Source organism: Gemella haemolysans (assembly GCF_001553035.1).
Lineage (GTDB): Bacteria > Bacillota > Bacilli > Staphylococcales > Gemellaceae > Gemella > Gemella haemolysans_B.
The window spans coordinates 20,016-46,570 of sequence record NZ_KQ959959.1 but is presented as its reverse complement, the minus strand read 5'-3'; the positions used below and the strand labels follow the sequence as shown (position 1 = coordinate 46,570).

The window sequence follows — 26,555 nt, the reverse complement described above, 5'->3', positions numbered from 1 at the left end:
TCGTCTGGTTTCACTGGTGTGAAGTCTTGGTTGACTGATGTGAAGTCTTTTGGTTGTGCCGTTACAGTAGTTGGTTCTGATGGATGACTATCACCTTTTGTAGCTGTAGCTGTTACCTGACTTCTATCTTTAACCCCCTCAGCTGGAATTAACAACGTTCCTGTTCTTGAATCAACAGTTACACCTGCTGGCTTATCTGATGAACTCCATGTTCCATTTTTAGCCTTAACTACGGTTACAGTTTTATTTTGTTCTTTCTCATCAGTGTAATTAACCGTAACTTTATCTGCATCCCCTGTTGGTGTCACTGTTACAGTTCCGTCTTTTGGTGCAGTTGCCGTTGGTGGTGTTGGTTTAGAATCACGCACTTTGAAGACTTTAGAAGCATCTAATCTATCTGTACTATCGTCTTTATAGGTCACAATCACATTATTGCCATTAACTGTTACAGACTTAATTTTATCACTAAAGGTTGGATTAGCTTGTTTTACAGCATTCTCAATTTGAGTCGCATCTGCATTGTCTAGTAATAACGGTGTGCTTGGGGCCTGCGCATCATATTTAAATGTTTGAGGCTTCCATACAAATCGAATGCGTCCAGGAGCTCCTACATCATTAGCATGACCTACATGCTCATAGTTGGTATTTCCACTTGGATCTTCTGCAAATAAATATCGTGAAATTTGCCCACTTTGTTCGTTAAATTCACCCTTAGGAATCTCACCAGTTACCTTAAGAATAGCTGGAGAATTTTGGCTTGCTGGTGTATCAGTGTGAATTTTAGTAGCGCTCAAGTAAAGTGCTGATCGAGTTTTCCCGTTCAAGTATGAATCTTCTGTACCTAGCCCCTGTCTATTATCAGCAGCAAACGCTAGATGCAATTTAGAAATCTTGCCAGAATTATCCCAAGCTTTTAATGTAATATCATTATTCTCTCCAGAATAAACATAAATTTCTTGTCTAGCTGGATTATCATAAGGAATTTCAACTGTTGGTTTAATCTTATCATTTGATTCAACTAATTTATCTCCTGATATTTGATGTGATATTCTTGATTTAGGATCAGTTACAGTGGCAGTACCATTAGTTGATACCTGTACTTCTTTACCAGGATTAGCATCTGAAACTTTTTTCTTAACCTGATTAACCTCATCCGGTGTTAAAGAAGTTACTTTTGTAACTGGTGTCTTAGAAGGAACTTTTGGTATGAAATCTTGGAAAGTAGCAACTTTAGCATCACTTGGTTGTGATATATTTCCTGCTTCATCTGTTGCTTTAGCTGTAACATTACCTTTCGGAATTTCCTTAGTCGGATCGATAAACGCTTTACCTCTTGCGTTAGCAACACCGTGACCTAGTTCTTGATCTCCGTGGTCATAAACAACAACTGAAGCACCTGGTTCTGTATCTACTTCGATTTGAGTTCTAGTTCCAGCTTTATCAGTCAAGTTAGTTGGAATCGTTGGCTTACCTGGAGCTACATTATCTAGAACAACATTACCAGTTAATTTTGCATTACCTTTTTGAATAGAACCTCTTCCTTGATGATCATAGTCAATATCTCCATTACTACCTACAGTAACTTCTGATTTATTAATACCTGGATTTGCCTTTTCATACGCTGTTTTAACCCTTTCTTTGTCTGCTGGAGTTAAACGATTAATATCTTTTACAGGTACTTTTTCTCCTCTATTATGTAGTACATATTGATTAGCTTCACCTGATGATCTTATTCCTGAAGCTACCGTAATATCTTTATTTTCTGCAGTAGCTTGAATTCTATCTAGTGTTTCAAATCTTGTACCTGATGGCAATTCAAATGTTACACTTCCATTTGAATTTGGTGAAATTCGTACATTCGCAGCATTTTCTAACGTCTTATAACGACCAGAACCTTCTTTTTCAATTTTAACTTTTTTCCCTTGAATAACTGCAGAGATAATATCTGCTCTACCTTGAGGAGTAATAGTTACGCTTGTTGAACCATGATTAGGTTGCTGAATAACTAAGTTTTGTGGAGCGGGTACTGTAGCTTGTTTTGCAACACTTGCATCTGTTGTATTATCACGATTATCAGTTGCTTTTGCTGTTACATTTCCATTTGGAATCGGTCTTGTAGGATTAATAGTAACTCGACCATTTCCATCTGCCGTACCTTCTCCCAATTCATGCCCTGAGTGATCATAAAGTTTTACTTTAGAACCTGGATCTGCTGATACAGTTATAGGTGTTTGAGTATCCGCCTTATCAACTAGTGATGTTTCTATTACCGGACGTTTTTGAATAGTATATGATGAAGCTACTTTGTCCACTGACTTATCAGGATAAGTAATAGTAACATTCCCTTTTTCATCTACTGAATAAGTAGCCTGATCTAATAACGCTCTGTATGCTGCATCTGTATATGTTCTATTGTTTTTCTCTTTAATCGCCGCAATGATTTTCTCTTTTTCTGGAGTACTTACAGCATTTGGATTTTCTACTGTAATTTTTTTATCAATAGAAATATCATATTTCTTCGCTACTTCAAGGACGGTAATATCCAACTGTACAGTTTTAGTTTCTGATGGATTTTCTCTACTAACTCGTCCCGCTCTTGCTTTCCCTGTAACAGCATAAAGAAAACCGTTGGTTCCTAGAGGTTGATCCATAGCTATCGTTCCCCTAGTGTAAGCTGTCATAACCTTTGTTTTATCATCACCTGCTGATGTTCTAAATTGTCCTGTATGCACAATTCCTTTAAATGAATACGGATCATTTGCTATCCAGAACTTCTCAATAGCGTTAGATGCTGCTGTAATCGTAACGTCAATAGCATCACCACGATAAGCTACTATATTCGTTTTGTTAATTAAGATTTGAGTGTTCGTTGATTTATCTGGTTTTTTGTGATCGCTTGGTCCTACGCTTGGTACTGTTCTCGTAACATTCACAGGGGCACTTTTCGCTGATTCTTTCCCTCCAGATGGAGTTGAAGTCGCTCTAATTTTCCCTTCAGGTAAACTATTTCTAGGATGTACCGTTGCATATCCATCATTTCCCGCTACTGCTTCACCTATTAGTACATCATTATTATCATAAAGTTTAACAGTAGAACCTACTGGTGCTTTTACTCTTACTTCCGCAGGTATACTTGCTTTACCTGTTAAGTCACTCTCGATATGAGCTCCAGATGTTAATGGAGCCTCTACTACATTGACAGGTTTCCATCCCTCAAGACTTCCATACCCGCCTTCTTTCATATTTGAAACAACAGATGTTTGAGAGCCAACTTTCATATCACTATTCAATTTAAGATTAATAATAGAATAAAACTTATTACTTGTATTATCAACTGAAGTAACAGTAGCTAAATTGCGTTTTTCAGGAAGAACTTGCCAAGCTTGGTTAATCGCAGTACGTCTAATCCCAATTTCATGTTCTTGATTATTTGTATCCGTGTATCTTAAATAAGCCATCCCTGCATCATGTGGTACATATAATTTAAGATCACGTTGATTTGAAACCAATTCATTGGTATGTCCTGGTGAATAAGCAAGCCATGAGCGTCCCAATGAAACATCTACGTTAGTAGGTTCACTTTCATTCCCTCCAACAGTTTGAGTTACTGTTATTTTATCTTTCGGTACAAGTTGATCACCAGTATCTGATAAATTACTATTTAAACCAGCATCTAATGTCACAACCCAATGCCCGCTTGAATTAACTGTTGTTGTTTTAAAAGTATTTCCATTTCTCTTAACAGAGATAGTTGCTCCTGGTTTCCCAGTTCCTGATAATTGATTGTCTGTTGACGGTACAGTCTGCATACGTACAGTATCGTTGGTTTGAGTATATGGATGATCAACCTTAGGTGACTCCGCTGCATTAACTTTTATTCCCACTGCCGGGAAGTCTGAAGTTCTATCATCAATTAAAGTATGATTAACACCATTTAAAACTCTGTCTTCTAGAGTTACTCTAACAATAGCCGTACCAAATCGTAAAAATAGATTATGGTTTTTACCTCTAGTTACAATCTCATATACTAATGTATCCGGCACTCCACTACCAGTTTGATAAAATTCAGTAAATATTTTTGAGTTTTGCATATTTGACGGAAGATCCGCACGTCTAGATTTATTAACATATCCAGATTCAATTACACTCCCAGCATTTCCTCCTCGGTGGACAACTGAGATGCTCTCGATATTGTCACTTGAAGCTGCTACTATACCTGCAGCTTGATGTTGGCGATGGGCTGGTTCTACAGTAGCTCTCCAAACCGTTTTATCTCCATCGATACTATATGTTAAACTTCTGAATTGTCTTACACCTACCCCTGTAATCTCACCTTGAGATAAGCTTCCATCTACAGAACGATCAATAGATCGAGCTGCATAATGAGCTATTCTAAATCCAGAGTATCCTCTTTCATTTTTATTTAAACTAGCACTACTTTGTTTATTTCCTTCTGGAAGTTTTTCTACTTTCGGTTGTGTAATATCTAGCTGTTCCCCTTCTTCTTTGCCCCTTCTTACAGGAATTACTACTTCTTGTTTCGGAAATTCTGACTTTTCATCTGTACTGTGCTTAGCTTCTATACCTTTAGCTATTTTTTCCGCAATAGTTTCCATTTCTACTTTTGTAGTTTTTTTATCTATTACTGGCTTAGCTTCCACTTGTGCTGATTTTTTAGCTAATGGCGTTTTATCTTCTGTAGTTTCTAATTTTTCATCTAAGTCAGCTGTTTCTACTGTAGATTCTTCTTTTTTAGCTAAATCTGATTCTACTTTATCTAACTTTTCATTATTAGATTTTACTTCGTTATCATTTTGTTTTAAGTTTTTTTGTATTTTCTCTTTTACTTCAAGTAATTTTTTTTCTAATTTTTCTAAAGTTTCTTTCAAATCTTCTGCTAATTTATCTACTTCTTCTTGTGTAGCTTCAGCATTTTTTTCTAATAATTTAGCCTTATCTAATTTCTCTTTAGATTTTTCAAGAATTACTGTTGTTTCTTCTGACGCTTCAGCTTTTTTCAAAGTTTCTTCTAATAAAGCAATAACTTTTTCCAGTTTCACCTTATCTACTTTTACTTCAGATGCCTTTACATTTTTTTTAGTTGAAGCAGCCATTTTCTCTTCAACTACACCCTCTTTTTCTGACAAGTTTTTATTAGAAGTTGTTTCTTCTGATTTATTAACCTGTACAACTCCTGATTGACTTACTACATTTGTTGTATCGCTTGCTTGAACAAAACCACCTAAGAATGCAAATGCCGCACCTATCAATACTGATGCTGCTCCAATTTTAAATTTTTTGATTCCATAGTAATTTATTCGCTCTCGTTCTTTTTGAACGAGCATTTTTTTGTTGTTTTTACTATACATAATCTTCTCCTTATAAAATCAATAATAAATATAATTGCTAAAACCAAAAAATATAAATATATATAAATTATTAATAAATGTAGTGTGGGTTAATAATTTATATATACCACATTTTTAAATTACACTTATTTATTTTACTTATAAATACCATATTTGTCAATATTTTCAACGAAATTTTAAGTTTTCCAAGATTCTAACCCTCGAAAGAAAGCGTTTTAAAACGCAATAATTATTAAAAATAATACCTATAAAAAAATTATTTTTATGTGTTATTAAATATTTTTATGTAAACTTATTTATCTATTTTATGTTAACAAAACACTAGAATTAGACTAAAATAAACTCAGACAAAAAAACTTTAAGTGAAAAAGATGTCTATAATAAAAATCTCGAAAAAGTCTATTGTTAGTCTATATCAAAACGCTAAACCTCAAACACAACTACGTAAAAACTATGATGAGTCACTTGATTCGTATACAATTACTATTTTTTTAAGTCTTAATCACAATATTAAAGTTAGTATTAGTAGAGCATATAGACCAATTAAAAAATTAACCCTCTCCACTATGACTAATTCTAAACCTTTTATCAAGACAAAACAAAAACCGTTATATAACGATTTAAAATAAAACTTAATCCTTCGGAACCTAATGTGGTTTAAATTAATAATGTACTTAATATATAAGCAACTTATGTTTAATTTTATCTATGTATATTGAGGGAAGCTACCATTCTAAACATCTCCACTATTCTTTAAACTTTACTACTCACAACAAAAAGGATTAACATTTTATGAACACTAATAATTTAGCTTGCACTTATCATCTGACATTATCTTTCCTAATGCAGAAAAAGTGACAGTGCTACATTAGAAAAAAGATATTTTATTTAAACTCTCGATTAAAATATCTTTTCTTCATATCTATTAAATCTCTTATTTAAAAATAAAAAGGGAATGACTCGACAAAATCTCGATTTCGGAAAAACAGGATTTTGTCGAGTCACCCTCGCAAAGTTTATTCATATATCAATAAACCTCTGCGTCTATAAGTTATAATATACGCTTTTAAATTTGGGTCTTTTGAGTCAACCACTCCTAGAATTTTTACTGAGAAATTTATGTCTAATTTGATATCGGTATTATCTTACTCCCACTTATTGAGCAATTCTTCTACTCCAGAGACTTTACCTCCTCTACCAACTAAAACTATTAAAATATAAAATGATAGCGTAGTAGCCATTACAGCTACCACGCTACCCTAATTTAAATTTTTTCTACTAAAATTGCAGATTATTTTATCCTATGTACTTTTTTATTCGCGAACCTTTCATACATAATAAAAAATATATCTTACAAAACTAATTTTATTATATTTTATCTATTTACAACATTCGCAGATGTTCCTGTTGTAACTACTTCTACAGCCGCTTCTAATCCACCTTCTACAAGGTTTTGGATTGCTGTTTCTGTGTAAAATGCTGTGTGAGGTGTATAAATTACATCATCACGATCTATTAGAGTTTGTAATAGTTTATCATCAAACTCTTTCCCTTCAAAGTTTTTAGGAACATACTTACCTTCATTTTCATAAACATCTAGCCCTGCACCAAGAAGTTTACCACTGTCTAAAGCGCGTAATACAGCTTTAGTATCAACTAGCATACCGCGAGCAGCATTTAGCAAGATTGAATTATCTTTCATCTTAGCAAGAAATTCATCATTTACCATATGATTATATTCTTTAATAGCTGGCATATGAATAGTAATAATATCAGAATTCGCTATTAAATCATCTAGATTTTCAACATAATCTAATACTTCTTTTGCCGCTTCATTTTGATAAACATCATAACCTAATACTTTAGATCCTAAAGCATTGAATAATCTAGCTGCTTGTGTTCCAATTCTTCCAGTCCCTATAACACCTACCGTTAAAGTTCTAAGTTCACGTGATAATATCCCTGGATTCCAAGAGAAATTATGTTTTTCTATATTACGTTGAATTTTATTTGTATTTCTACTAATACGCAATGCAGAAGTTAGAACATGCTCAGCAATAGCATTTGGCGAATACGAAGGTACATTCGTCATTTTAATTCCGAGCTCAGACATTAATTCTAAATCATAAATATCAAAACCAGCAGAGCGAGTCGCAAAAACTTTAATTCCTTGTTCTTTAGCATATTCATATACATCACGTTCAAAAGGTTTGTTTTGAGCTAGAACTACACCTTCTTTACCTTCTAATAAATGTTTGTTGGCTGATGTAAGTTCTTCTGTATAAACATCAATTTCAACCTCAGGGTGAGCATTTCTCCAACTTTCTAATGCACTTTTTTCATCTTCTCTTAAATTAAAAAATACTAATTTCATATCTTTTCCTCCTTAGATAAATTACTAGTTCAACTATATTCTAATAAACTTTTAATAAAATTAATATAACTAATTTTACCATAAAAATTAATTTACTAAAACTATTTTATTTCACTTTTCAAAAATTTTCTTGATAATTTCAAACAATTTACCATTATTTTCCGCTATTTTGTATATATCTACATTCTCCGGTAATTTTTTCTTATAACGATTTATCCAAATGGCTTTCCAGCCTGCATTATTAGCTCCAACTATATCATTTTCCAATAAATCTCCTATGTAATATAGAGAATCAATAGGCAGTTGTAATTTTTCTTGCATAATTTCAAATATTCTAACATCTGGTTTATTTATACTGTAATCACCTGAGACAATGATATTCTCTTTATCAATCCATCTTTCAACACCTAATGCTTTTATCTTAGACCATTGATGTGCACTTGGTCCATTGGTAATTATTCCAAGCTTTACATTACTCTCTTTCCCTAGTTCTAAAATACTTTTAGTTATATTAGACATTTGTAATTTTTTTTGATTCTTTTTATATTCTTTCTGCATATCAAGAGCTTGTTCATCAGTTAGGATAACACCTAGATCTTTCGCCGCTTCTTGAATTCTATAAATATGATATTCATCCATAGTCATCTCACCATTTCGAGAAGCTTCAAATTTCACATCACTATAATGTCGACTCAAAAGATAAAATTGTTCCATATCAATATCCATATCGAATAGACTCTTATATGCATTTTCAAATGGAACTATCTGTTCATATAACGTATCATCTACATCAAAAACAAGACCAATCAATCTTTTTTCTTTACTCACCATTTTCTAATATTTTAATAACCTCTCCTAAATTCTCAACTATTTTATAAGCTTTTTCTTTGCAAACTTCATCCGGTTCAAACATGTCTGGAACCATAATAACTTTAGCACCTGCTGTACTTCCTGCAATTACACCAGCCTTAGAATCTTCAAGAACTAAACATTCTTCAGGTTTTACACCTAAACGCTCTGCAGCTAATAAAAATACATCTGGTGCTGGTTTACCATTTTTCACTTCTGCTCCACTAGCAAGCTCATCTATATATTTTACAAGACCTGTTTTTTCCATATTGTTTATTATATGATTCATATTAGAAGATGAAGCTACCGCTACTTTATAATTATTATCTTTTAGATATATTAACAATTCCTCTATAAATGGCATTTTCTTAGGACCTGTCGTAAACAATATATCCTCTATATATTCATAATGATCATCAACTAATTGCTTTCCACTAACATCAGAATCCTTAAAATAATTTTCCCAAAATTCATAAATACTCTTTGTAGTAAAACCTAATACCAAGAGAGTCTCTTCTTTAGTCATTTCATAACCTTGCTTTTTCGCACTATGAATAAATGCTTTTGTTGCCAAACTTTCGGTATCTACCATTAATCCATCCATATCAAATAACACTGCTTTTATACTCATGTTTATAACCTTCGCTTTTTCTTTTATATTTTTCATCTAAATTTTTACTTTATAACCTTTAAATTATTATATCATACTTAGTATTTCATAGGAAAATGTTTCTTAACTAGTATTATCAGCCCAAGATAATAAAAATATAATTGTAGATATTCGATATCCATATTAATAAATATTCAAAACACAATATTACTTTTAAAACCAATATATTAAGCACATTAAAATTAAAATACCACATAAATAGTTTACTTTTTATTTCACTTTTTATTTGAAAAAATTTTATTTTTAGTATATTATATAGAGACATGATTAAACTACAATCATTTAAAACAAAATCAAAGAGGTTAAAATTTATGAAAACAGCTTTTGTGTGCGATTCAGCATTACAAATTAATAAAAATTTTGCAAATAACAATCCAATTACAGTTATCCCGGTAGAGGTTCGTCTTGATGATGAGATTTTCGAGAATAACGTAACTATAACTCCCGATGAATTTTACGAAAGAATACATAACGGACAAAAACCTAGCACAAGCCAACCGGCAGTAGGTAAAATTTTAAGCGTTTATGAAGATTTAAAACAACAAGGAGTAGAGCGTATCGTTGCCTTTAGCGTTTCTTCTAAACTGTCTGGAACATATTCTTCTTTCGTTCAAGCTAAAGAACTTATAGATGGTGTAGAAATCAAGATAATCGATACTCTTCAAATAGCAAGAATGGTAGGAATAGCTATCGAAAAAATTATTAAAGAATTCGAGGCAGGAAGTCTAACATTTGAAAATATCGAAAATAGATACTTAGAACTTTCACAACAACACAATGTTCTTGTAACAGTCGAAACTATGCAATATTTATATGCCGGAGGTAGACTTACTAAAGCTCAGTTCGTTCTATCAAACCTACTAAATATTCTTCCTATTATCACTATTAAAGATGGTCTCCTTGCAGTAAGTGGTAAACATAGGGGAATGAATAAAGTTCTTTCAAAAATGTGTGAAGAAATAAAAGAAAAAAATCCAAAAAGTTTATTTGTTCTTTATACAACAGATGAATTATTAGAAAAAGCAATGGCATCTATCAAGAAAACTTTTGGCGATATCAAAGTTGAAACAGAAATCGTTTCTCCTGTAATTGGATCTCATGCAGGACCTAAAGCTATCGCAATAGGATATTTAGGTTACGACAAATAAAAAAACAAAAACACCTTAGAATTAGATTAAAAACTAATCCTAAGGTGCTTATTTATTAGACACGACTCCAAATCATGATGTAAGAAAAATCAAATTTGTTGAATCATTCTCATTTTTTATTAAACTATTTTAAAATTTGTTTCTACTAACGCAGCTTGAAGATCTTCTTTTGAAGCAGTTCCTTCAACTTCGATAGTTTTTTCTTGGATATTGATTTCAATGTTATCAACATTATCTAATTTTGATAATCTTTCTTTAACAGCGGCGACACAACCACCACATTTTACACCTTCGATACTATATTCATTTTTCATGATTATTCCTTCTTTCTTTCTTTTTATTAATTTAATTTTACTCTTTTTAATCTTAAAGCATTTAGAACTACAGATATAGAACTAAAACTCATTGCAGCACCTGCTAGCATTGGATTTAACAATGGTCCACCGAATATGTAGAATACTCCCATCGCAAAAGGAATACCTATAACATTGTAGAAAAATGCCCAGAATAGATTTTCTTTAATATTTGTTATAGTTTTTTTACTTAAAACTATAGCATTAACAACAGAATTTAAGTCAGGTTTCATTAATACTATATCTGCCGCATCGATTGCTACATCCGTTCCTGTTCCTACTGCTATTCCGACTTCTGCTTGTACTAGTGCTGGTGCATCATTAATACCATCACCGACCATTGCTACCTTTTTACCTTGTGCTTGAAGTTTTTTGATTTCATTCGCTTTATCTTCTGGTAGAACTTCACTCACTACTTTGTCTATCGATAATTGTTCTGCAATTACTTGCGCAGTTTTTTTATTGTCACCAGTCAACATAACTACCTCTAACCCTAAGCTATGTAATTTTTCAACAGTTTCTAAACTACTTGCTTTTATTTGATCGGCAACAGCTATAATTCCAGCTAGTTCAGAGTCTACAGCTATGAATAATGGTGTTTTCCCTTCTGAAGCATATTTCTCTGCTTTTTCAACTGAATCTTTTGTAACAATATTATTTTCCAACATTAGTTTTTCATTACCGATAAGTACTGACTTTCCATCAACCATTGATGAAATACCTAATCCTGTTAATGAACTAAAATCTTTAACTTCTAACAACTCTAAATTTCTATTTTTAGCTTCATCTACTATCGCTAAACCTAATGGATGTTCTGAAAGATATTCTACACTCGCTGCAAGTTGCAAGAGAACTTCTTCAGATAAATTATTAAATGTTACTATATCAGTTACTGAAATTTTACCTTCTGTCAATGTTCCAGTTTTATCAAATACTATAGTATTGACCTCTTTAGCTAACTGCAAAGCTTCTGAACTTTTTATTAAAATACCATGTTCTGCACCCTTACCTGTACCAACCATTATAGCTGTAGGTGTAGCTAAACCTAAGGCACAAGGACAAGCAATAACAAGCACTGCGATAATAATTTTTAGAGAAAAACTCCAAGATACATCTCCAACAAAGTACCATAAAATTCCAGCTATTAGTGCTAAAACAATAACAATAGGAACAAATACTCCTGAAATTTTATCTGCAAGTTTTGCGATCGGAGCTTTAGAATTCTGAGCATCTTCAACAAGTTTAATAATCTGTGATAAAGTTGTGTCTTTACCCACTTTAGTAACTTTCATTTTAAAAACACCTGTTTTATTAATACTAGCTCCGACAACTTTACTATTTATTTCTTTTTCTACTGGGATACTTTCCCCTGTTAACATCGATTCATCTACAGTCGAACGACCTTCAATCACGACTCCATCAAGAGGTACTTTTTCACCAGGACGAACAAGTAGTATATCACCTGTAGATATTTCATCTACGGCTACTACATGTTCTTCACCATCTTTTATTAAATTAGCTGTTTTTGGTACCAATCCGACCAACTTACTAATAGCATTTGTAGTACGACTTTTAGATACTCCTTCAAAGTATTTACCTAGTGTAATCAATGTTAAGATTACCGTTGCAGATTCGTAGTACAAATTCATAGCTGCATGTTCATCACCTAAATATACCAATATCGTTGAATAAACACTATATAAGAATGCTGCCCCTGCTCCTAACGCTACTAAAGAATCCATATTAGGTTTTCTTCTAAGGAGAGCTCTAATTCCTACACTGAAGAATTTTCTACCAAAATACAAAACAGGTAACACCAGAATAAACTGTACAGTTGAAAATAACTTTGGATTTCCCATTGGACTTAAACTTTCCAACATAGGTAATCCTACCATCTCAGCCATCGCTATATACAACACAGGCACTGTAAATATAGCTGAATAAATAAATCTTTTCCAAATACCATCAATTTCTTGTTGTTTTTTTTCAGCTTGATCATCAACCAAATCATCTATTTCTAATCTTGCTTTATAGCCCGCTTCTTCTACTTTTTTCTCAATCTCAGCTACACTTAATTTTTCTTTATCGAATTTTACTACCATCTTCTCAGTAGCGAAATTTACAATGGCTTTTTCTGTTCCATCTAAAGATGAAATCGTATCTTCTATATTTTTCGCGCACGTTGCACAGCTCATTCCTTCTAATATAAATGTTCTCTCTTCAATACTAGAAACATAAGTAAGCTTATACCCCGATTTTTCTACAATCTTTTCTACTTCAGTTCTATCTATTCCTTCTCCTCTAGAAAGAGTAAGTTTACTTGTTGCAAAGTTTACATTGACATCTGATAAATTATCAACTTGTTTTAAACTCTCTTCAATATGCGCTGCACAAGAAGCACAGCTCATCCCTTCAATTAAATATGTTTCATTTTTTACCATATATTAATCACACCTATCTTTTAAATATTTTTATTCGTCTACATTTGTAGTCCTTGTTACAAATTAAGTATACTACCATCTAAAATTATTGTCAACAATATTTTAAATAATCAATAACAGCTATCATTATGATATAGGGAGTGACTCAAAAATCGTGATTTCGTAGAAATCGATTTTGTCGAGTCATCCCCGCACAGTTTATTAGATATCTAAAAAGCTTTTATAAAGCGAATTTAGATATCAATAAACCACTGCGTCTATGAGTTCTCATATGAACTTTATCAAATTTTAGGACCTTTTTGTCAATCCCAGCTGATTTTCTAGGATTTAATTTAAAATTTAAAGCTGTAGATTTATTAAAACCTACAGCTTCTTACAATATTAATTTTTACTATCTAACTTTCCATTCATCTGACGACGTAATTTTGAAAAATCTTCTTTTACTACTACAGTATCAGCAATAAAGTCATGAAGTCCTTTTTTCTTATTTGTGAAAGCTACTGCTAAATACGGCAGGTATACTAAGAATATCGTTAATAATCTACCTACTAGTTCACGATAAACTACATCTGCGAAACTTAACTTTTCTCCTTTATTAGTCTCTACTTTTATCTTCATAATCATCTTACCTAAGGTTTGAGAGAAGAAGTAAGTCATCGCTATAAAGTAAGTAAACATAACAATAACATAACTCAGAGATTCTTCTCCTAAGATAGGAAAATCTAATTGCTTATTCAAAAGTCCAAAACTAAAAGTATTTAATAAACTAGATATAGCATAAATAACTATCATATCAATTATATATGCAACAAATCTAGTCCAAAAACCTGCATAGAAATTTTTAGAAAGCATTAAATAATCTTCTAATGAAGTTGGCAATGAAAAATCTTTTTCTACTTTTTCTTGTGCTTCTTTAGTATCTTTATACTCTTTAACAAGTTCTTCATTTCGTGTAGGTTCATCCGATGCTACCGTAGTACCCCCGTTAAGAAGCGGCTCGTTTGAAGGTCTATTATTATTTAAATCATTATTCATTTAAATCCCCTCCCTATCCTAAGTAGCTACGTTCAACTTTGTTCGAATTTACTTCACTATTTAATTCAGAGATGAAACTTTTTGTTGTTGTTTTTACAAATCTAGAAATTAAACTTTCTGCAGTTTTATCAGCTCTTAATTCGATTACAGTTGGGTTAGATAATCCTTTTTCTTCTTTTATTAAATCAATAAGTTCATCTTCAGTACCAACTTTATCAGCAAGTTTGTTCGCTACTGCTTGAGTACCAGTATATGTTCTACCATCAGCAAGTTTCTTAACTTCATCTTCACTTAGGTGTCTACCTTCAGCTATAGCTTTTACAAATCTTTCATACGCTTCTTTGTTTTGTTCTTGTAATATTTTTCTAGTTGATTCTGGTAAGTCCTCTGTTAAGCCACCTACTGCTTTTTGCTCTCCAGAACGGATAGTTTCTTGTTTAATTCCATGATCATTTAAGAATTTTTGAGCAGATACATAACTCATAATAACTCCTAGAGAACCAGTAGTAGTTTCAGTATTTACAAAAATTTTCTTAGCAGGAGTCGATACATAATACCCTCCAGAAGCAGCTGTTTTCTTCATCGAAACATAAACGTCTTTTCCACTATTCTTAAGAGCATTGTACAATTCTGCAGTCTCATAAACACCACCACCTGGTGAATTTACAGATAATAGTATAGCTTTAACATTAGGATTATTCTTAGCTTCTTTAATTTGATTCAATATAGAACCTCTTGAATAAGTATTCGTCATCTCTGCATTAATTTCACCTTCAATTGAAATCTTTTGAATTACTTCACTACTATCACCTTTTTTCAAAGTTAATTTAGTAACACTTTGTTCTTGTAAGAACTCTGTTAAGTATCCATTTAATTCTGCATCATCTTTTTTATTGTTGTTACTTGATGTGATAGTCCCTTTAATTAACGAAAACACCACTAGAACCACTACAATCACAGTTGATATCAATCTTTTATTCTTAAAATTCATAATTTTTTCCTCCAAAACTTTATTATAATATTTTTGTAAAAAGCCAGCAACAAACAATACTTCAGCTATCTGTACCTAGCTTTTAATTTACTCACCTTTAACTATTTTCCCTATCTTATAAACAAATACTTTGTTTTTCTAGAGATATAATAATTAATTTTTTAAATTAACTGGCGATTTATCATCCTCTACAAATTTTCCATGTTTATCACAATATCCAGCTATAACAAAGAAACCATTTGTATCATAGTAACCAGTTGGCATTAATTCACTCTTACATACACTGTAATCAACAAAAATAGAATCCTCCATCTTTTCGACTTCATCCCCTTGATTGCTATTTCTATTTTTCATAACTTTCTCTCCTATTCAGCATAAGTTTTAGATACAAACTTATTAAATCGTTTCATAAATGCAAGTTCAGCCGTTCCTGTTTGTCCGTGCCTATTTTTAGCAATAATTACCTCAATAGTAGAGACATCACTTGTTTCTTGAACTTCATTTTCATCAGCATCTTCACTTCTATAGTAGTCACCACGATATAAGAATGAAACTATATCGGCATCTTGCTCAATACTTCCAGATTCCCTAAGGTCACTCATCATAGGGCGTTTATCTTGCCTAGATTCAACACTACGTGATAACTGAGATAGGGCGATGACTGGACATTCCAGTTCCCTCGCCATCTGTTTTAAACTACGAGATATTTCAGATACCTCTTGTTGTCTATTATCTGTTCTCTTACTTCCTTGCAGAAGTTGCAGATAATCAATAACCACTAGATCTAAGCCATGTTCAGCTTTTAATAACTTACACTTCGCTTTTACTTCATTTACTTTAATAAAAGCACTATCCTCAATAAAGACATTTTTCTGATTTAAGAAATGTACTGCTGTTTCTAGTTTCATAAGATCATCATTATCAAGATTTCCTCGTTTAATTTTTTCGGAATCTATCATTCCCTCACTACAAATCATCCTAGAAACAAGCTGATCCGCACCCATCTCTAACGAGAATAATGCCACTGTTCTTTTCTCATCTTCAGAACGAGGATTTTTTCCAGCAATATTTAGCGCAATATTTAGCGCAAATGCTGTTTTACCCATTGCAGGACGCGCTGCAAGGATAATTAAATCCCCTTTACCAAAACCTACAAGCTTATCTAGAGCGCCGTAACCAGTAGGAACAGCTACATTCTCACCTTCTCCTGCCATACGAGCTAGAATCTCTTTAAAAACTTCCTCAGTAACATCTTTCATATTTTTAAACTGAGATGTCTTTGCACGCTCCATTGCACGTTCAACTTGATCGAATAAAGTTGCCGTTAAAGAATCAATATCAGCATTTCCTTGATTCATCTCTTCAGTACTACTTAATAATGCAGCACGAATTTCTCTGTAAATAGAATATCTCTTTACTAAATTCGCATAATGCATTATATTACGAGAACTTGGAGTAATATCATATAAATCCACTATATATAATGAGGCATCCACATTTCTGAATGCCCCACTATTATTTATTTCTTCAAAAATTGTAGTGGTGTCAGGTATTATTTCCATTTCATCTAAACGTAAAATAGCACTGTAAATATCTTTATTTCGTTCATCATAGAAGTCTTCAGCATCAACCGTTGCCTTCACTTCTACTAATTTTTCAGGCTCTTGCATTAAAGCACCTAATAACGATTGTTCCGCCATAACGACAGAATCTATATGATATTTCATATTATCACCTTCAACTTATTTACTATTGTTCCACCACATGAACTTTAATTGTTCCTTCTACTTGAGAGTGTAGTTTAATTTTAACATTTGTATAACCTAAAGATTGAATACCGTGTGGTAAATCAATTTTCTTTTTATCAACTTTTAGGTCATGTTGTTTCTTAAGTTCTTCAACAATTTGTTTAGAAGATACTGATCCGAATAATCTTCCACCTTCTCCAGATTTAACTTTAATAGTTACTTCAAGACCTTCTAGTTGTTTCGCAAGTAAGTTAGCTTGAACTAATTCTTCTTGTTTATCTTTTTCAACACGTTTTTGTTGACCTTTAAGTGTAGCCATATTAGCATTTGTTGCCGCTACAGCTTTTTTATTAGTTATTAAGAATTTTGCATATCCATCAGCAATCTCCTTAACATCTCCTTTTTTACCTTTTCCTTTTACATCTTCTAAAAATATAACTTTCATTACAATTTCTCCTTTTATCTATTTTTTATATTTATGATATTATTTTATCAATAGCATCATTTAGACGATCTAACGCTTCGTCTAAACTAATCCCCTCAATCTGAGTTGCTGCATTAGCAAGATGGCCTCCACCGCCAAGTTCTTCCATGATAAGTTGAACATTAATATTACCTAATGATCTCGCTGAAATACCAACTTTTCCTTCCTCAAGATATCCTATAGCAAAACTACATTCAATCCCTTTAAGAGTTAGAAGTAAATCGGCACTTTGAGCAAGCATTACATTCGTATAACATTTATCTTCAGGCGCTTTCGCCATAATAATTTCTGGGGATTTTTGAATAGAATTATTAATTATTTCTACCCTATTCATAAAATTCTCAAATGGTTCTTTAAGAATTGTTTTAACTTTTATCGGATCTGCTCCATTACTTCTTAAATATGCTGCTGCATCGAACGTTCTAGATCCTGTCCTTACAGAGAAGTTTTGTGTATCTACTACTATTCCTCCGAGCATTACTGTTGCTGCAATTGGAGAAATTTTTTCGATTCTAGTCTGATATTCGATTAACTCTGCAATTAACTCAGACGATGACGATGCGTACGGCTCAATGTAAGTTAACAGTGGATTTGTTATTATATCTTCACCTCGTCTATGATGATCTATTATAACCTTTCTATTCGCCTTAGATAAAATAGCTGCATCAATTACCCGTGATGCATCAGAAGTATCTACTACAATTAAGGTTGTTTGAGGAGTCATAAGCTCCCATGCTTCATCGCTATCTACGAATATCTTAGATAACTGCTCATCTTGACTATCAATTTCAAACATTACTTTGTGAATAGTTTCATCACGATCACTCTCATTCAAGATAATATAACACTCTTTACCTAAAAATTTAGAAAAAGTATAAATACCTACACATCCACCAACCGCGTCGAAATCAGGGCGTTTATGCCCCATCACTATTACCTTATCACTATCATTTACTATATCGGCCAACGCATTAGAAACAACACGTGCCTTAATTCTAGTACGTTTTTCCTGTGGATTAGTTTTACCACCATAAAATCTAATCGTACCATCAACATCTTTCATGGCTACCTGATCTCCTCCACGCCCTAAAGCTAAATCTAACGAACTTTTAGCTAGTTCTCCAAGTTCTGGTAAGAAGTCAGTTCCCATCCCAACACCTATACTTAAAGTAATTGGTGCATCAAATTCTTCTTTTAGATTTCTTATAGTATCTAAAATTTGGAATTTTTCTTTTTCTATTTTTTTTAAGTCTTTTACATTTAACAATCCAATAAATCTATCATCATCTATTCTTTTTAGATAAATACTATTTTTCTTAGCCCAATCCGTTAAATTAATGACAATAGTAGCATCTAATCTACTCGCCACTTCATCTTCCAGTGAATCATATACATCTTCATAATTATCAAGACTCAAATTAAGAATAATAGGTCTTGTATCTCTAAATCTTTGCATCACTACTTTACTTTCTGTAATATCAAAGAAATATATATAACCGCTATCTTTTTGGTAATTGACTTTATAATGCTTACCAAAAATTTCAAACTGATTATCCACTGGTGTTTCTAAATCAAACAAATCTTTTATCTCCGGCATAAGTTCCAAAATACTCATACCTTTTATATCTGCCACTTTAATATTTTTAGATATAAAGTTATTTGCCCATTCTATATTTTTATTTTCATCAATTACAACTATTCCTATAGGGAACTTATTAATACCTTTTTCTGATGAATCCTTAATTCTATTTGTTAATTTACTAATATACCTCTCCGTATGTTCAACAGATTTTTCCCTTTGTATATTATAAAAAGCGAAAATAAGTAAACCAATCAATAAGTAAATTATCAAGCTATAAATATTAAATATAGCACTTAAAATTGCACCTATTAGAAAAATAGCAATAATAATCAATTCAAATTTTTTCTTATCACTCATACTTATCTTCTCCTTTTCATCATAATATATCCTTCTCTTAATTTAAATGCACTGTCAATGAAACCAAGTAACTCAAAGATAGGACTAAAAATCAACATCAACAGGAATAATATAGGTTTACCAATAGTTGATTTTGATTTTTGCTCTACAAAGAAGAATGCAGTAAACAATCCATTTAAAATAAATGCTAACGATAATATTCCTGTTATATTTTGGAATAGAATATTCCAAAAGCTATATGTATTACTTCCAGCTTCCATTTCAACAAAGAAAGTTATTATAGTAACTACAATATATGTATAAGCACTTTTTGAACTAACCATTATACGACTAAACTTTGGAAATACTGGAATAATTACAAATTCTCTAGCTAACATCGATAATGTATAATGCACCAATACTAAACTATATGCAAGTAACATGATGAATAATGTTACAGGGAATGATTTTTGCAGATTTGAAAAACTATCTAATACCATATTTTTATCGACACCTTGATTCATTTCAACCATCGAATTCACATAAGAATTAATAAAATTTAATATTTGTGTTCTATCGATAGTTATAGTTCCCATCTTTATAGACAAGAATACGTATAAAGCTATCCCTAAAAATATTATGGTATTAACAATAGCAACCAATAATAATTTTGAACCTCGTGAGTATATAGTTCTATACACTATATAAGCAATAATCATATGTATTCCAAACCAAAATATCATATTATGAGAAGCAAATAACGATAATATTACTCCACCTGAAATAATTAATGGAATATAATAATTCAATCCTCTCGCACCTAACACATATGTAAGTGGAAAAACAGAAAGGAACGCCGTTATAACTTCAATATTTAGGAATATACCTAATAATATTAACATTAAATAACTCACTGCATAAGCTAGTATTTTCATATTATTAGGAGTTCTAAAGAAAAACTTATTCTTCATTAATTCTTCAATTTCTTTACTCAAAAGTTTTGAAATATTATTATCCAAATTAACACTCCTTTTTTATTTTAATTATACCCTCATATAGCAATTATAACTATATAGATATCTTTATTATTATATCAAATTTTTACACTTTTTAAAAGAAAAATAAAATAACAAATAATCTGTCCATCTAGTTGTTAATTCCAAAAGAAAACTCCTCATTAAAGAAAAAATTAGACTTCCAGTTAAAATAAATGTCTTACCATAATTTAAATTATTATCCCTCAAAGTACATTTGAAATAAATATAATACTAGCCTAAACTTTAAAAATTAATATTATTTATAAATTTTCTCATTAAACACTGTTTATAATTAACAAATAGCATTATAAAATTTATGATATTTAGTAGAGAATACAACTAACTTAGTATTTATTACAATAAGGGATGAGCCAAAAATTCTAAATTTCAAGAAATTTATTTGAGGACCCTTAGACGCAAAGTTTTAATAATATCTAGATTTTTTTATACTAACCTTTTAGATAACTAATAAACTTTACGGAGGTAACTCAACAAAATTGATTTCTTCTAAATCACAATTTTTGAGTCACTCCTATTTATTAAATTTATAGAAAGGGATAGTATTATGAGAAAATACATTATTACTATTGTTACAGTTACTTTGGTCGTATTAATATTTGCATTAGGTGGATATTATTATTTAACTAAAGATGATAAAACTACAACATCTAATCAAACTACTCAAAAGGATGATAAGAAACCTTCTACCAAAGAAAATACAAAATCTGATGATAATACCGAAAATCCTCCATCTACTAACGGAAAAACTCCAGAGACTGTTACTCAACCAACAATTATTAATGGTATTATTCTGGCGAATAAGAAACATCCACTACCAGCTAACTATAATCCTGGAGAAAACCCTACAGCTCGACAAAAAGTTAATAAATTAATTGCTGATGCTCAAGCATTAGGATTAAACGTTTCTAATCAAGTTTCTGGTTTTAGAGCTTATGGTACACAAGCTGGACTTTACAACAACTATGTTGCTTCGCATCGTAAACAAGAAGCTGACAGGTTCTCAGCGCGACCAGGATATAGTGAACACCAAACTGAATTAGTTTTTGATCTTATTGATAATCAAGGGCAACTTTTAGTAGCCGAAGGAACTAATGAAAGTAGTAAAAAATCTGCTGCTTGGTTAGATAAAAATGCTCATAAATATGGCTTCATCGTTAGATATAAACCAGAGTTTGTAGATAAAACTGGCTATATGGAAGAAAGTTGGCATATTCGCTATGTTGGTGAGGATGTAGCTAAAACAATTTACGAAAAAAATATTTCACTAGAAGAGTACCTTAATGTCCCAGGTGGAAACTATGCAAATTAAATTATTATAAGTAACTAGTACAATCATAGCATCAATAAAAGGTGGGGCAGCTGTTACAATAAGATCTCTTGAAACTAACTCAGACGGGGAAGCTTGGGCTTATGTTGACTATGGAAACTACACTGGATATATTCGCGGGGATTTAATCGGCGGATAATAAAATAAAACAGAATACAAAAAAAAGTTGACTCACAAAATTGTGAATCAACTTTTTTAATTATCTCTAACTTTTAATTTAACCATAAGCATACTTATTAAAGTTATCCCTATAACAATAAGGAAAATAGATTTACTTTGTGTGAAACCAAGTAAGCCATTTTTAACATGTTTACCTATCCAAACATACACATAATCTCCATAATAGATACCTAATGCGAAGAATGCTTGATAGATTCCCATACTTACATTACGATATTCTCTATCGAAATATTGCATAGCAAGGGAAATAAGTGCATTATAAGCACCACCATACCCTAATCCATTTAAGATATAACTAAAATAAATAACATACGGGTTATTAACATATAACGCTATAATATAGAACGCTAATGAACATCCTAGTAAGAATAATAGAGTTTTTTGAATACCCCATTTTCTCGTAAAGTACACTCCCACAAGAACCCCTGCAATAAGCTGAGGTACTGCAAAGACTGCATCCATATACGCAAGCATTAGCGGCGTCATATTCAGCTCTGTTTTACCGTAAGTAATCATGTTGGCTCCACTTGTAGCAAACTTAATAAATGAAAGTAATAATGCTATTAAACAAATATAGATAAAACTCTTATGTTTAATTACTACCTTCACCTTATCAAATGAGAAATCACTATCGACAGGGCGATAATCTTTCATCATAAATGATAATATAAACGTAATTATCGCAATAACACCCGCTACTATCCACATATAGTCAAAATGTTTATATGTATTCATAGTAAAGACATATTGTATAGGTGCTGCGATAAATTCAGCTAATAACGGCGCAACAGATAGTATCGATACCGATACCGCTGCCTTATCTCTAGAAAAAGTTTCTGAGAAAATAACATTGAACAAAGCAAGCATTGTGGCACTTATCCCTAATGATAAAGAAGATAAGTATAACGTAATATAGCTACCGTTAAATGCTACTAAAAATGAAGTCACTATTAATAAAAATAAAGAAATTTGAACGAATATTTTACGCCTTTTAAAAATATCGCTCGCCAAAAACATCGGCAACCTTACTATTAAACTCATAAGTCCATATCCGGCTGCTATTTGAGCTGCGAGTACCGGTGTTAAAGAAAGTCCACCTTGTTCTATCGGTGTAATTGCGTATAACTTTCTATAAGCACGTATAATACTTATCGCAGACCAGAATAAAACTAATATCCAAAATATAATAATTTGATCCTTATTCAATTCGAATTTCTTAGATAAAAAGATTACTAGAATTAGAATTAATGCGATCATTATAAGTGAAAATAAAATTTTTGTTTTAACCATCTCCTAACTATATAATTTTCATAAAATATCGAATTTAAAGTAGTATAACTATGTTTAAAATTCAACTTAAACATTATACCACAAAATCATATGTTATTAAGAAAAAAACACTCAGATTATCTGTTATATTACTTTCGATAACGTTAGAAAACTTATTTTTATATTTGGATAGGCTTCTTTTATAGTTTTAGCACATCCTAACAAAGTATTTCCACTCGTATATATATCATCTATTATCAAAACAGACTCAATACTTCCTAAAGTCATTTCATCGCATAAAAGATGATACCTGTTCTCCTTTCTTTCTTTATGAAGTTTAGACTGTTTCTTTCTATAATCACAACTAAGAATTTTCTTATAGTCAACATCACATAACTTACAAACTTGTTCAATATGATCAAACCCTCGGATAATCTCCCTAATCTCATTTGCCGGAACAATCGTCACTAAATTAAAATCATTTAAAGAAAAAAACTTGTCTAGAAGATTTTTAAATTTTACTGCGCAAGCCACATCTCCGAAATATTTTATAGAATAGATTTCATCTTTTAAAAATTCATAGTCAGCAAAATAATACAAAGTATAGTCTCCTACTTCTAGTACATTTATATCAACATGTTCCCTACAGCTAGCACAAAGATAAAAATCCTCTTTTTTTGAAAATAATGTATCAAACCCCAACTTTTTCTTTATTTCCAAACTACAAAAACTACACTTCATATCTTACCTCCTATTCAACTTCCTATATCTTGCAAGATTATTCATATACTCAATCTCTTTAATAGCGGCTTTCATATCCCTACTTATACTATCCGCTAAAAATACAACATCACCTGAATTATCATAGTCCTTTCTACCTACCCTACCTGAAATTTGAATTAATGCAGCCTTTGTAAAATTTACATGTTTCGCATCAAAAACCACTACATCTAAATAATCAAAAGTCACTCCACGCTCTAATATTGTTGTCGTAATGAGAATATCTAGTTCTCTATTATAAAATTTCTGGATTTTCTCACTTCTATTTTCGTCTCCACTATAGACGAAGTCTATCATTATTTCCTCGGAAATACATTTTTTAAAATATAAGACAGCCGTCTCACACATGCCTATTTCAGGAACAAATATTAAAATCCGTCTATCCTTCTCTAATTTTTCTTTGATGAATTTTTCTAGAAATTGTGACTTTCTCGAAAAATCAAACACTTCAGGCTTTTCAATTTTTATTTTCGGAACAGGTAACAAATATCTGTGATACCTTATAGGGATTTTTATAACTTCATAAACACTAGATTTAACTATTTCAGAAGGTGTCGCTGAAAGAAATACAAGAACACCATCATCTTTCAAACTTGTTCTAGCGCCGTTTTCTAAACATTCATCACCAGAATACGGAAAAGCATCCACCTCATCAATAATAACAATATCAAAGTAATTATAATATTTAACAAGTTGGTGCGTCGTCATAATATAAAAATTCGATTCTTCCAAAATTTTCTCTTCTCCATGTAAAATACTAATAGGATATCCTTTAAAATCACGAGCAAACCTTTCGGATAATTCTTTGACTACATCTCTTCTTGGAATTGCCAAGCATATGTTTTTATTATCCAAGATTGCATGATATATAGCATCATAAACTATTTCTGTCTTACCCGCCCCGCAAACAGCCCAGATTAAAGTACTCTTTGCGCTGTCTATATTCTCCACTAAACTCTTACTTGCTTCTTCCTGAACATCGCTTAACTTAACACTAGGTCTTTCAGGTACTTTTAAATTTGATACCGGGATATTTATATGAAACTTTATAAAATAATCATCACTTCTCCCAAAATCTATACATCTTCTACAATATGTAACTTCCTGATTTTTATCAACAAATGTAAAAAATTGTTGCTGATCTTTATTATCACATTGTAAACAGTGAAACTTACCTTTGTCTTCATTTACTGAGTACAGTTTACTTATATATTGACAATTATCTAAACAATGAAGCTTAATATTCATTTTTAGCAATTTGGATATAGATAAAAGCAGTCCATTATACCTCCTCAAAAAAGTTAAATCACTCTCTTTTAGAGTATAGACTGCCCCTGTCATTATTTCATTATATATTTCATCAAAATCTGAATTGATTTCTCCAAAGTTATCATAGCTCTTTTTAATTTTTCTATAATTTATATTTTTATCATTATTACTCATTTTTGAATAATAAACTATATAAATCGCCTCTATAAATTCACAGTATTCCTTGAAAAACATTTTCTATTACCCCTTATCTGTAAATTTTTATCAAGAATATTTTCAGTAAATTTCCTCATTTAGTTAACATTTTAAGTTTCTAATATTCCTAGTTAACCACATAACATCTATATTTAATTTTATTTTAACAAAAATATATTTATAAAGCAAAATAAATGTACATTTTATAAAAGTGACATTTTTATGCAAACTATATTGCTAACGTTATCAAAAAGTGGTATAATAAAACTATAAAAAAAAGGGGGAACCCCCTATAAAGTAGCTAAGCTGCTTTATGAAAGGAGTGCTTTAAAATGTTAAGATATCAAGTACGAGGAGAGAATTTAGAAATTACTCAAGCAATCAGAGAGTATGTTGAAAGTAAAGTTTCTAAATTAGAAAAATACTTTGCTGACAGTTTAGAAGCAAACGTTTACGCTAATGCTAAAGTATACAAAAATAATAAGAAAAAAATCGAAATCACTGTACCTCTTAAAGGTGTAACACTTCGCGCAGAAGAAACAAACGAAGATTTATACGCTGCTGTTGATTTAGTTGTTGACAAACTTGAACGTCAAATGAGAAAACACAAAACTAAAATCAATAGAAAAGGTCGTGAAAAAGGATTTGCTGAAGAAATTATTCTTACGAGCGAGTTAGAAGAAGCTGAAGAAACTACTTTAGATCTTGGCAAAGTTAAACAACTTAAAGTTGAAGCAATGACAAGAGAAGAAGCTGTATTCCAAATGGAACTTCTAGGACACGATTTCTTCGCATTCTTAGATAACACTACAAATGAAATTTCTGTAGTATATAAACGCCGTGACACTGGATACGGAGTATTAGAAATTTCTAAATAATTAATATTGAGTTTAAACACAATCAACCATCTTCCGTAGGTGGTTGATTTTTCTTTACAAATACAATAAAATTAAAATAAAGAAATAAAATAAGTATAGAATTTCTCTTATATTTTTTCATACTCTTATAGTGGTGAAGGACGGAGCTGACCGAAAAGTACTAGATTTTATAAATAGTTTACATGAAAATTCATAGACGCAGTGGTTTATTGATATCTA

General features: G+C 31.4%; 19 protein-coding genes. 3 read left to right on the top strand and 16 right to left on the bottom strand.

From position 1 onward, the window contains the following. The 4 genes from HMPREF3186_RS05025 to HMPREF3186_RS05005 form a co-directional block, all read right to left on the bottom strand. Nucleotides 1-5,369: Ig-like domain-containing protein (locus HMPREF3186_RS05025; protein WP_156438968.1), on the bottom strand; the 5,369-nt coding region annotated here is incomplete at its 3' end. Between the two features lie 1,375 nt (nucleotides 5,370-6,744). Further along, nucleotides 6,745-7,743 carry a D-2-hydroxyacid dehydrogenase gene (locus tag HMPREF3186_RS05015; protein WP_060914205.1) on the bottom strand — a complete coding sequence of 333 codons (999 nt, stop codon included), beginning with the start codon at nucleotides 7,741-7,743 and terminating at the stop codon, nucleotides 6,745-6,747. Nucleotides 7,744-7,854: 111 nt separating this feature from the next. Next, nucleotides 7,855-8,574, bottom strand: coding sequence for an HAD family hydrolase (locus HMPREF3186_RS05010; protein ID WP_060914204.1), 720 nt, complete (start codon nucleotides 8,572-8,574; stop codon nucleotides 7,855-7,857). Then, nucleotides 8,564-9,259, bottom strand: coding sequence for an HAD family hydrolase (locus tag HMPREF3186_RS05005; RefSeq protein ID WP_231724164.1), 696 nt, complete (start codon nucleotides 9,257-9,259; stop codon nucleotides 8,564-8,566). The genes HMPREF3186_RS05010 and HMPREF3186_RS05005 overlap by 11 nt, the downstream gene beginning before the upstream one ends. 314 nt (nucleotides 9,260-9,573) lie before the next feature. Here HMPREF3186_RS05005 and HMPREF3186_RS05000 point away from each other — a divergent pair, with 314 nt between their 5' ends. Beyond that, the gene (locus HMPREF3186_RS05000) at nucleotides 9,574-10,410 is read left to right on the top strand and encodes a DegV family protein (protein WP_060914203.1); all 837 of its coding nucleotides are present in this window, start codon (nucleotides 9,574-9,576) and stop codon (nucleotides 10,408-10,410) included. 119 nt (nucleotides 10,411-10,529) lie between these two features. On the opposite strand, the gene HMPREF3186_RS04995 is transcribed toward HMPREF3186_RS05000, so the two are convergent. From HMPREF3186_RS04995 to HMPREF3186_RS04955, 9 genes are all read right to left on the bottom strand, one after another. Next, on the bottom strand, nucleotides 10,530-10,724 hold the full coding sequence (locus HMPREF3186_RS04995) for a heavy-metal-associated domain-containing protein (protein ID WP_060914202.1): 195 nt from the start codon (nucleotides 10,722-10,724) through the stop codon (nucleotides 10,530-10,532). Nucleotides 10,725-10,750: 26 nt separating this feature from the next. Continuing rightward, on the bottom strand, nucleotides 10,751-13,204 hold the full coding sequence (locus HMPREF3186_RS04990) for a heavy metal translocating P-type ATPase (protein ID WP_060914201.1): 2,454 nt from the start codon (nucleotides 13,202-13,204) through the stop codon (nucleotides 10,751-10,753). 381 nt (nucleotides 13,205-13,585) lie between these two features. After that, nucleotides 13,586-14,239 carry an RDD family protein gene (locus HMPREF3186_RS04985; protein WP_060914200.1) on the bottom strand — a complete coding sequence of 218 codons (654 nt, stop codon included), beginning with the start codon at nucleotides 14,237-14,239 and terminating at the stop codon, nucleotides 13,586-13,588. A 13-nt stretch (nucleotides 14,240-14,252) separates the two neighbouring features. Next, entirely contained in the window at nucleotides 14,253-15,230 is a 978-nt protein-coding gene (gene sppA, locus HMPREF3186_RS04980; RefSeq protein ID WP_060914199.1) for a signal peptide peptidase SppA, read from the bottom strand. 153 nt (nucleotides 15,231-15,383) lie between these two features. Further along, nucleotides 15,384-15,584 (bottom strand): hypothetical protein, encoded by a 201-nt coding sequence (locus HMPREF3186_RS04975; protein ID WP_060914198.1) that lies wholly within the window; start codon nucleotides 15,582-15,584, stop codon nucleotides 15,384-15,386. Between the two features lie 11 nt (nucleotides 15,585-15,595). Continuing rightward, nucleotides 15,596-16,957 (bottom strand): replicative DNA helicase, encoded by a 1,362-nt coding sequence (dnaB, locus tag HMPREF3186_RS04970; protein ID WP_060914197.1) that lies wholly within the window; start codon nucleotides 16,955-16,957, stop codon nucleotides 15,596-15,598. A 22-nt stretch (nucleotides 16,958-16,979) separates the two neighbouring features. Further along, on the bottom strand, nucleotides 16,980-17,423 hold the full coding sequence (gene rplI / locus HMPREF3186_RS04965) for a 50S ribosomal protein L9 (protein WP_003144223.1): 444 nt from the start codon (nucleotides 17,421-17,423) through the stop codon (nucleotides 16,980-16,982). A gap of 31 nt (nucleotides 17,424-17,454) precedes the next feature. Next, complete coding sequence (locus tag HMPREF3186_RS04960; RefSeq protein WP_060914196.1) at nucleotides 17,455-19,401, bottom strand: DHH family phosphoesterase; 1,947 nt, start codon at nucleotides 19,399-19,401, stop codon at nucleotides 17,455-17,457. Nucleotides 19,402-19,403: 2 nt separating this feature from the next. Next, a complete protein-coding gene (locus HMPREF3186_RS04955; protein WP_060914195.1) occupies nucleotides 19,404-20,399 on the bottom strand; it encodes a DUF2232 domain-containing protein in 996 nt (331 codons plus the stop codon). A gap of 583 nt (nucleotides 20,400-20,982) precedes the next feature. Between HMPREF3186_RS04955 and HMPREF3186_RS04950 the strand changes: the two genes are divergently transcribed. Then, nucleotides 20,983-21,747, top strand: a complete 765-nt coding sequence (locus HMPREF3186_RS04950) for a M15 family metallopeptidase (RefSeq protein WP_060914194.1) — start codon at nucleotides 20,983-20,985, stop codon at nucleotides 21,745-21,747. Nucleotides 21,748-21,960: 213 nt separating this feature from the next. Here the strand turns inward: HMPREF3186_RS04950 and HMPREF3186_RS04945 are convergent, their stop codons facing one another. The 3 genes from HMPREF3186_RS04945 to HMPREF3186_RS04935 all read right to left on the bottom strand — a co-directional run bounded on the left by HMPREF3186_RS04945 (nucleotide 21,961) and on the right by HMPREF3186_RS04935 (nucleotide 25,497). Beyond that, a complete protein-coding gene (locus HMPREF3186_RS04945) occupies nucleotides 21,961-23,151 on the bottom strand; it encodes an MFS transporter (RefSeq protein WP_231724163.1) in 1,191 nt (396 codons plus the stop codon). 207 nt (nucleotides 23,152-23,358) lie between these two features. Then, entirely contained in the window at nucleotides 23,359-23,955 is a 597-nt protein-coding gene (locus HMPREF3186_RS04940) for a ComF family protein (RefSeq protein WP_060914192.1), read from the bottom strand. Nucleotides 23,956-23,958: 3 nt separating this feature from the next. Continuing rightward, entirely contained in the window at nucleotides 23,959-25,497 is a 1,539-nt protein-coding gene (locus tag HMPREF3186_RS04935) for an ATP-dependent helicase ComFA (RefSeq protein WP_060914191.1), read from the bottom strand. Nucleotides 25,498-25,790: 293 nt separating this feature from the next. On the opposite strand from HMPREF3186_RS04935, the gene hpf reads away from it, so the two are divergent. Next, on the top strand, nucleotides 25,791-26,336 hold the full coding sequence (gene hpf, locus HMPREF3186_RS04930) for a ribosome hibernation-promoting factor, HPF/YfiA family (RefSeq protein WP_060914190.1): 546 nt from the start codon (nucleotides 25,791-25,793) through the stop codon (nucleotides 26,334-26,336). Nucleotides 26,337-26,555: the final 219 nt, after the last annotated feature.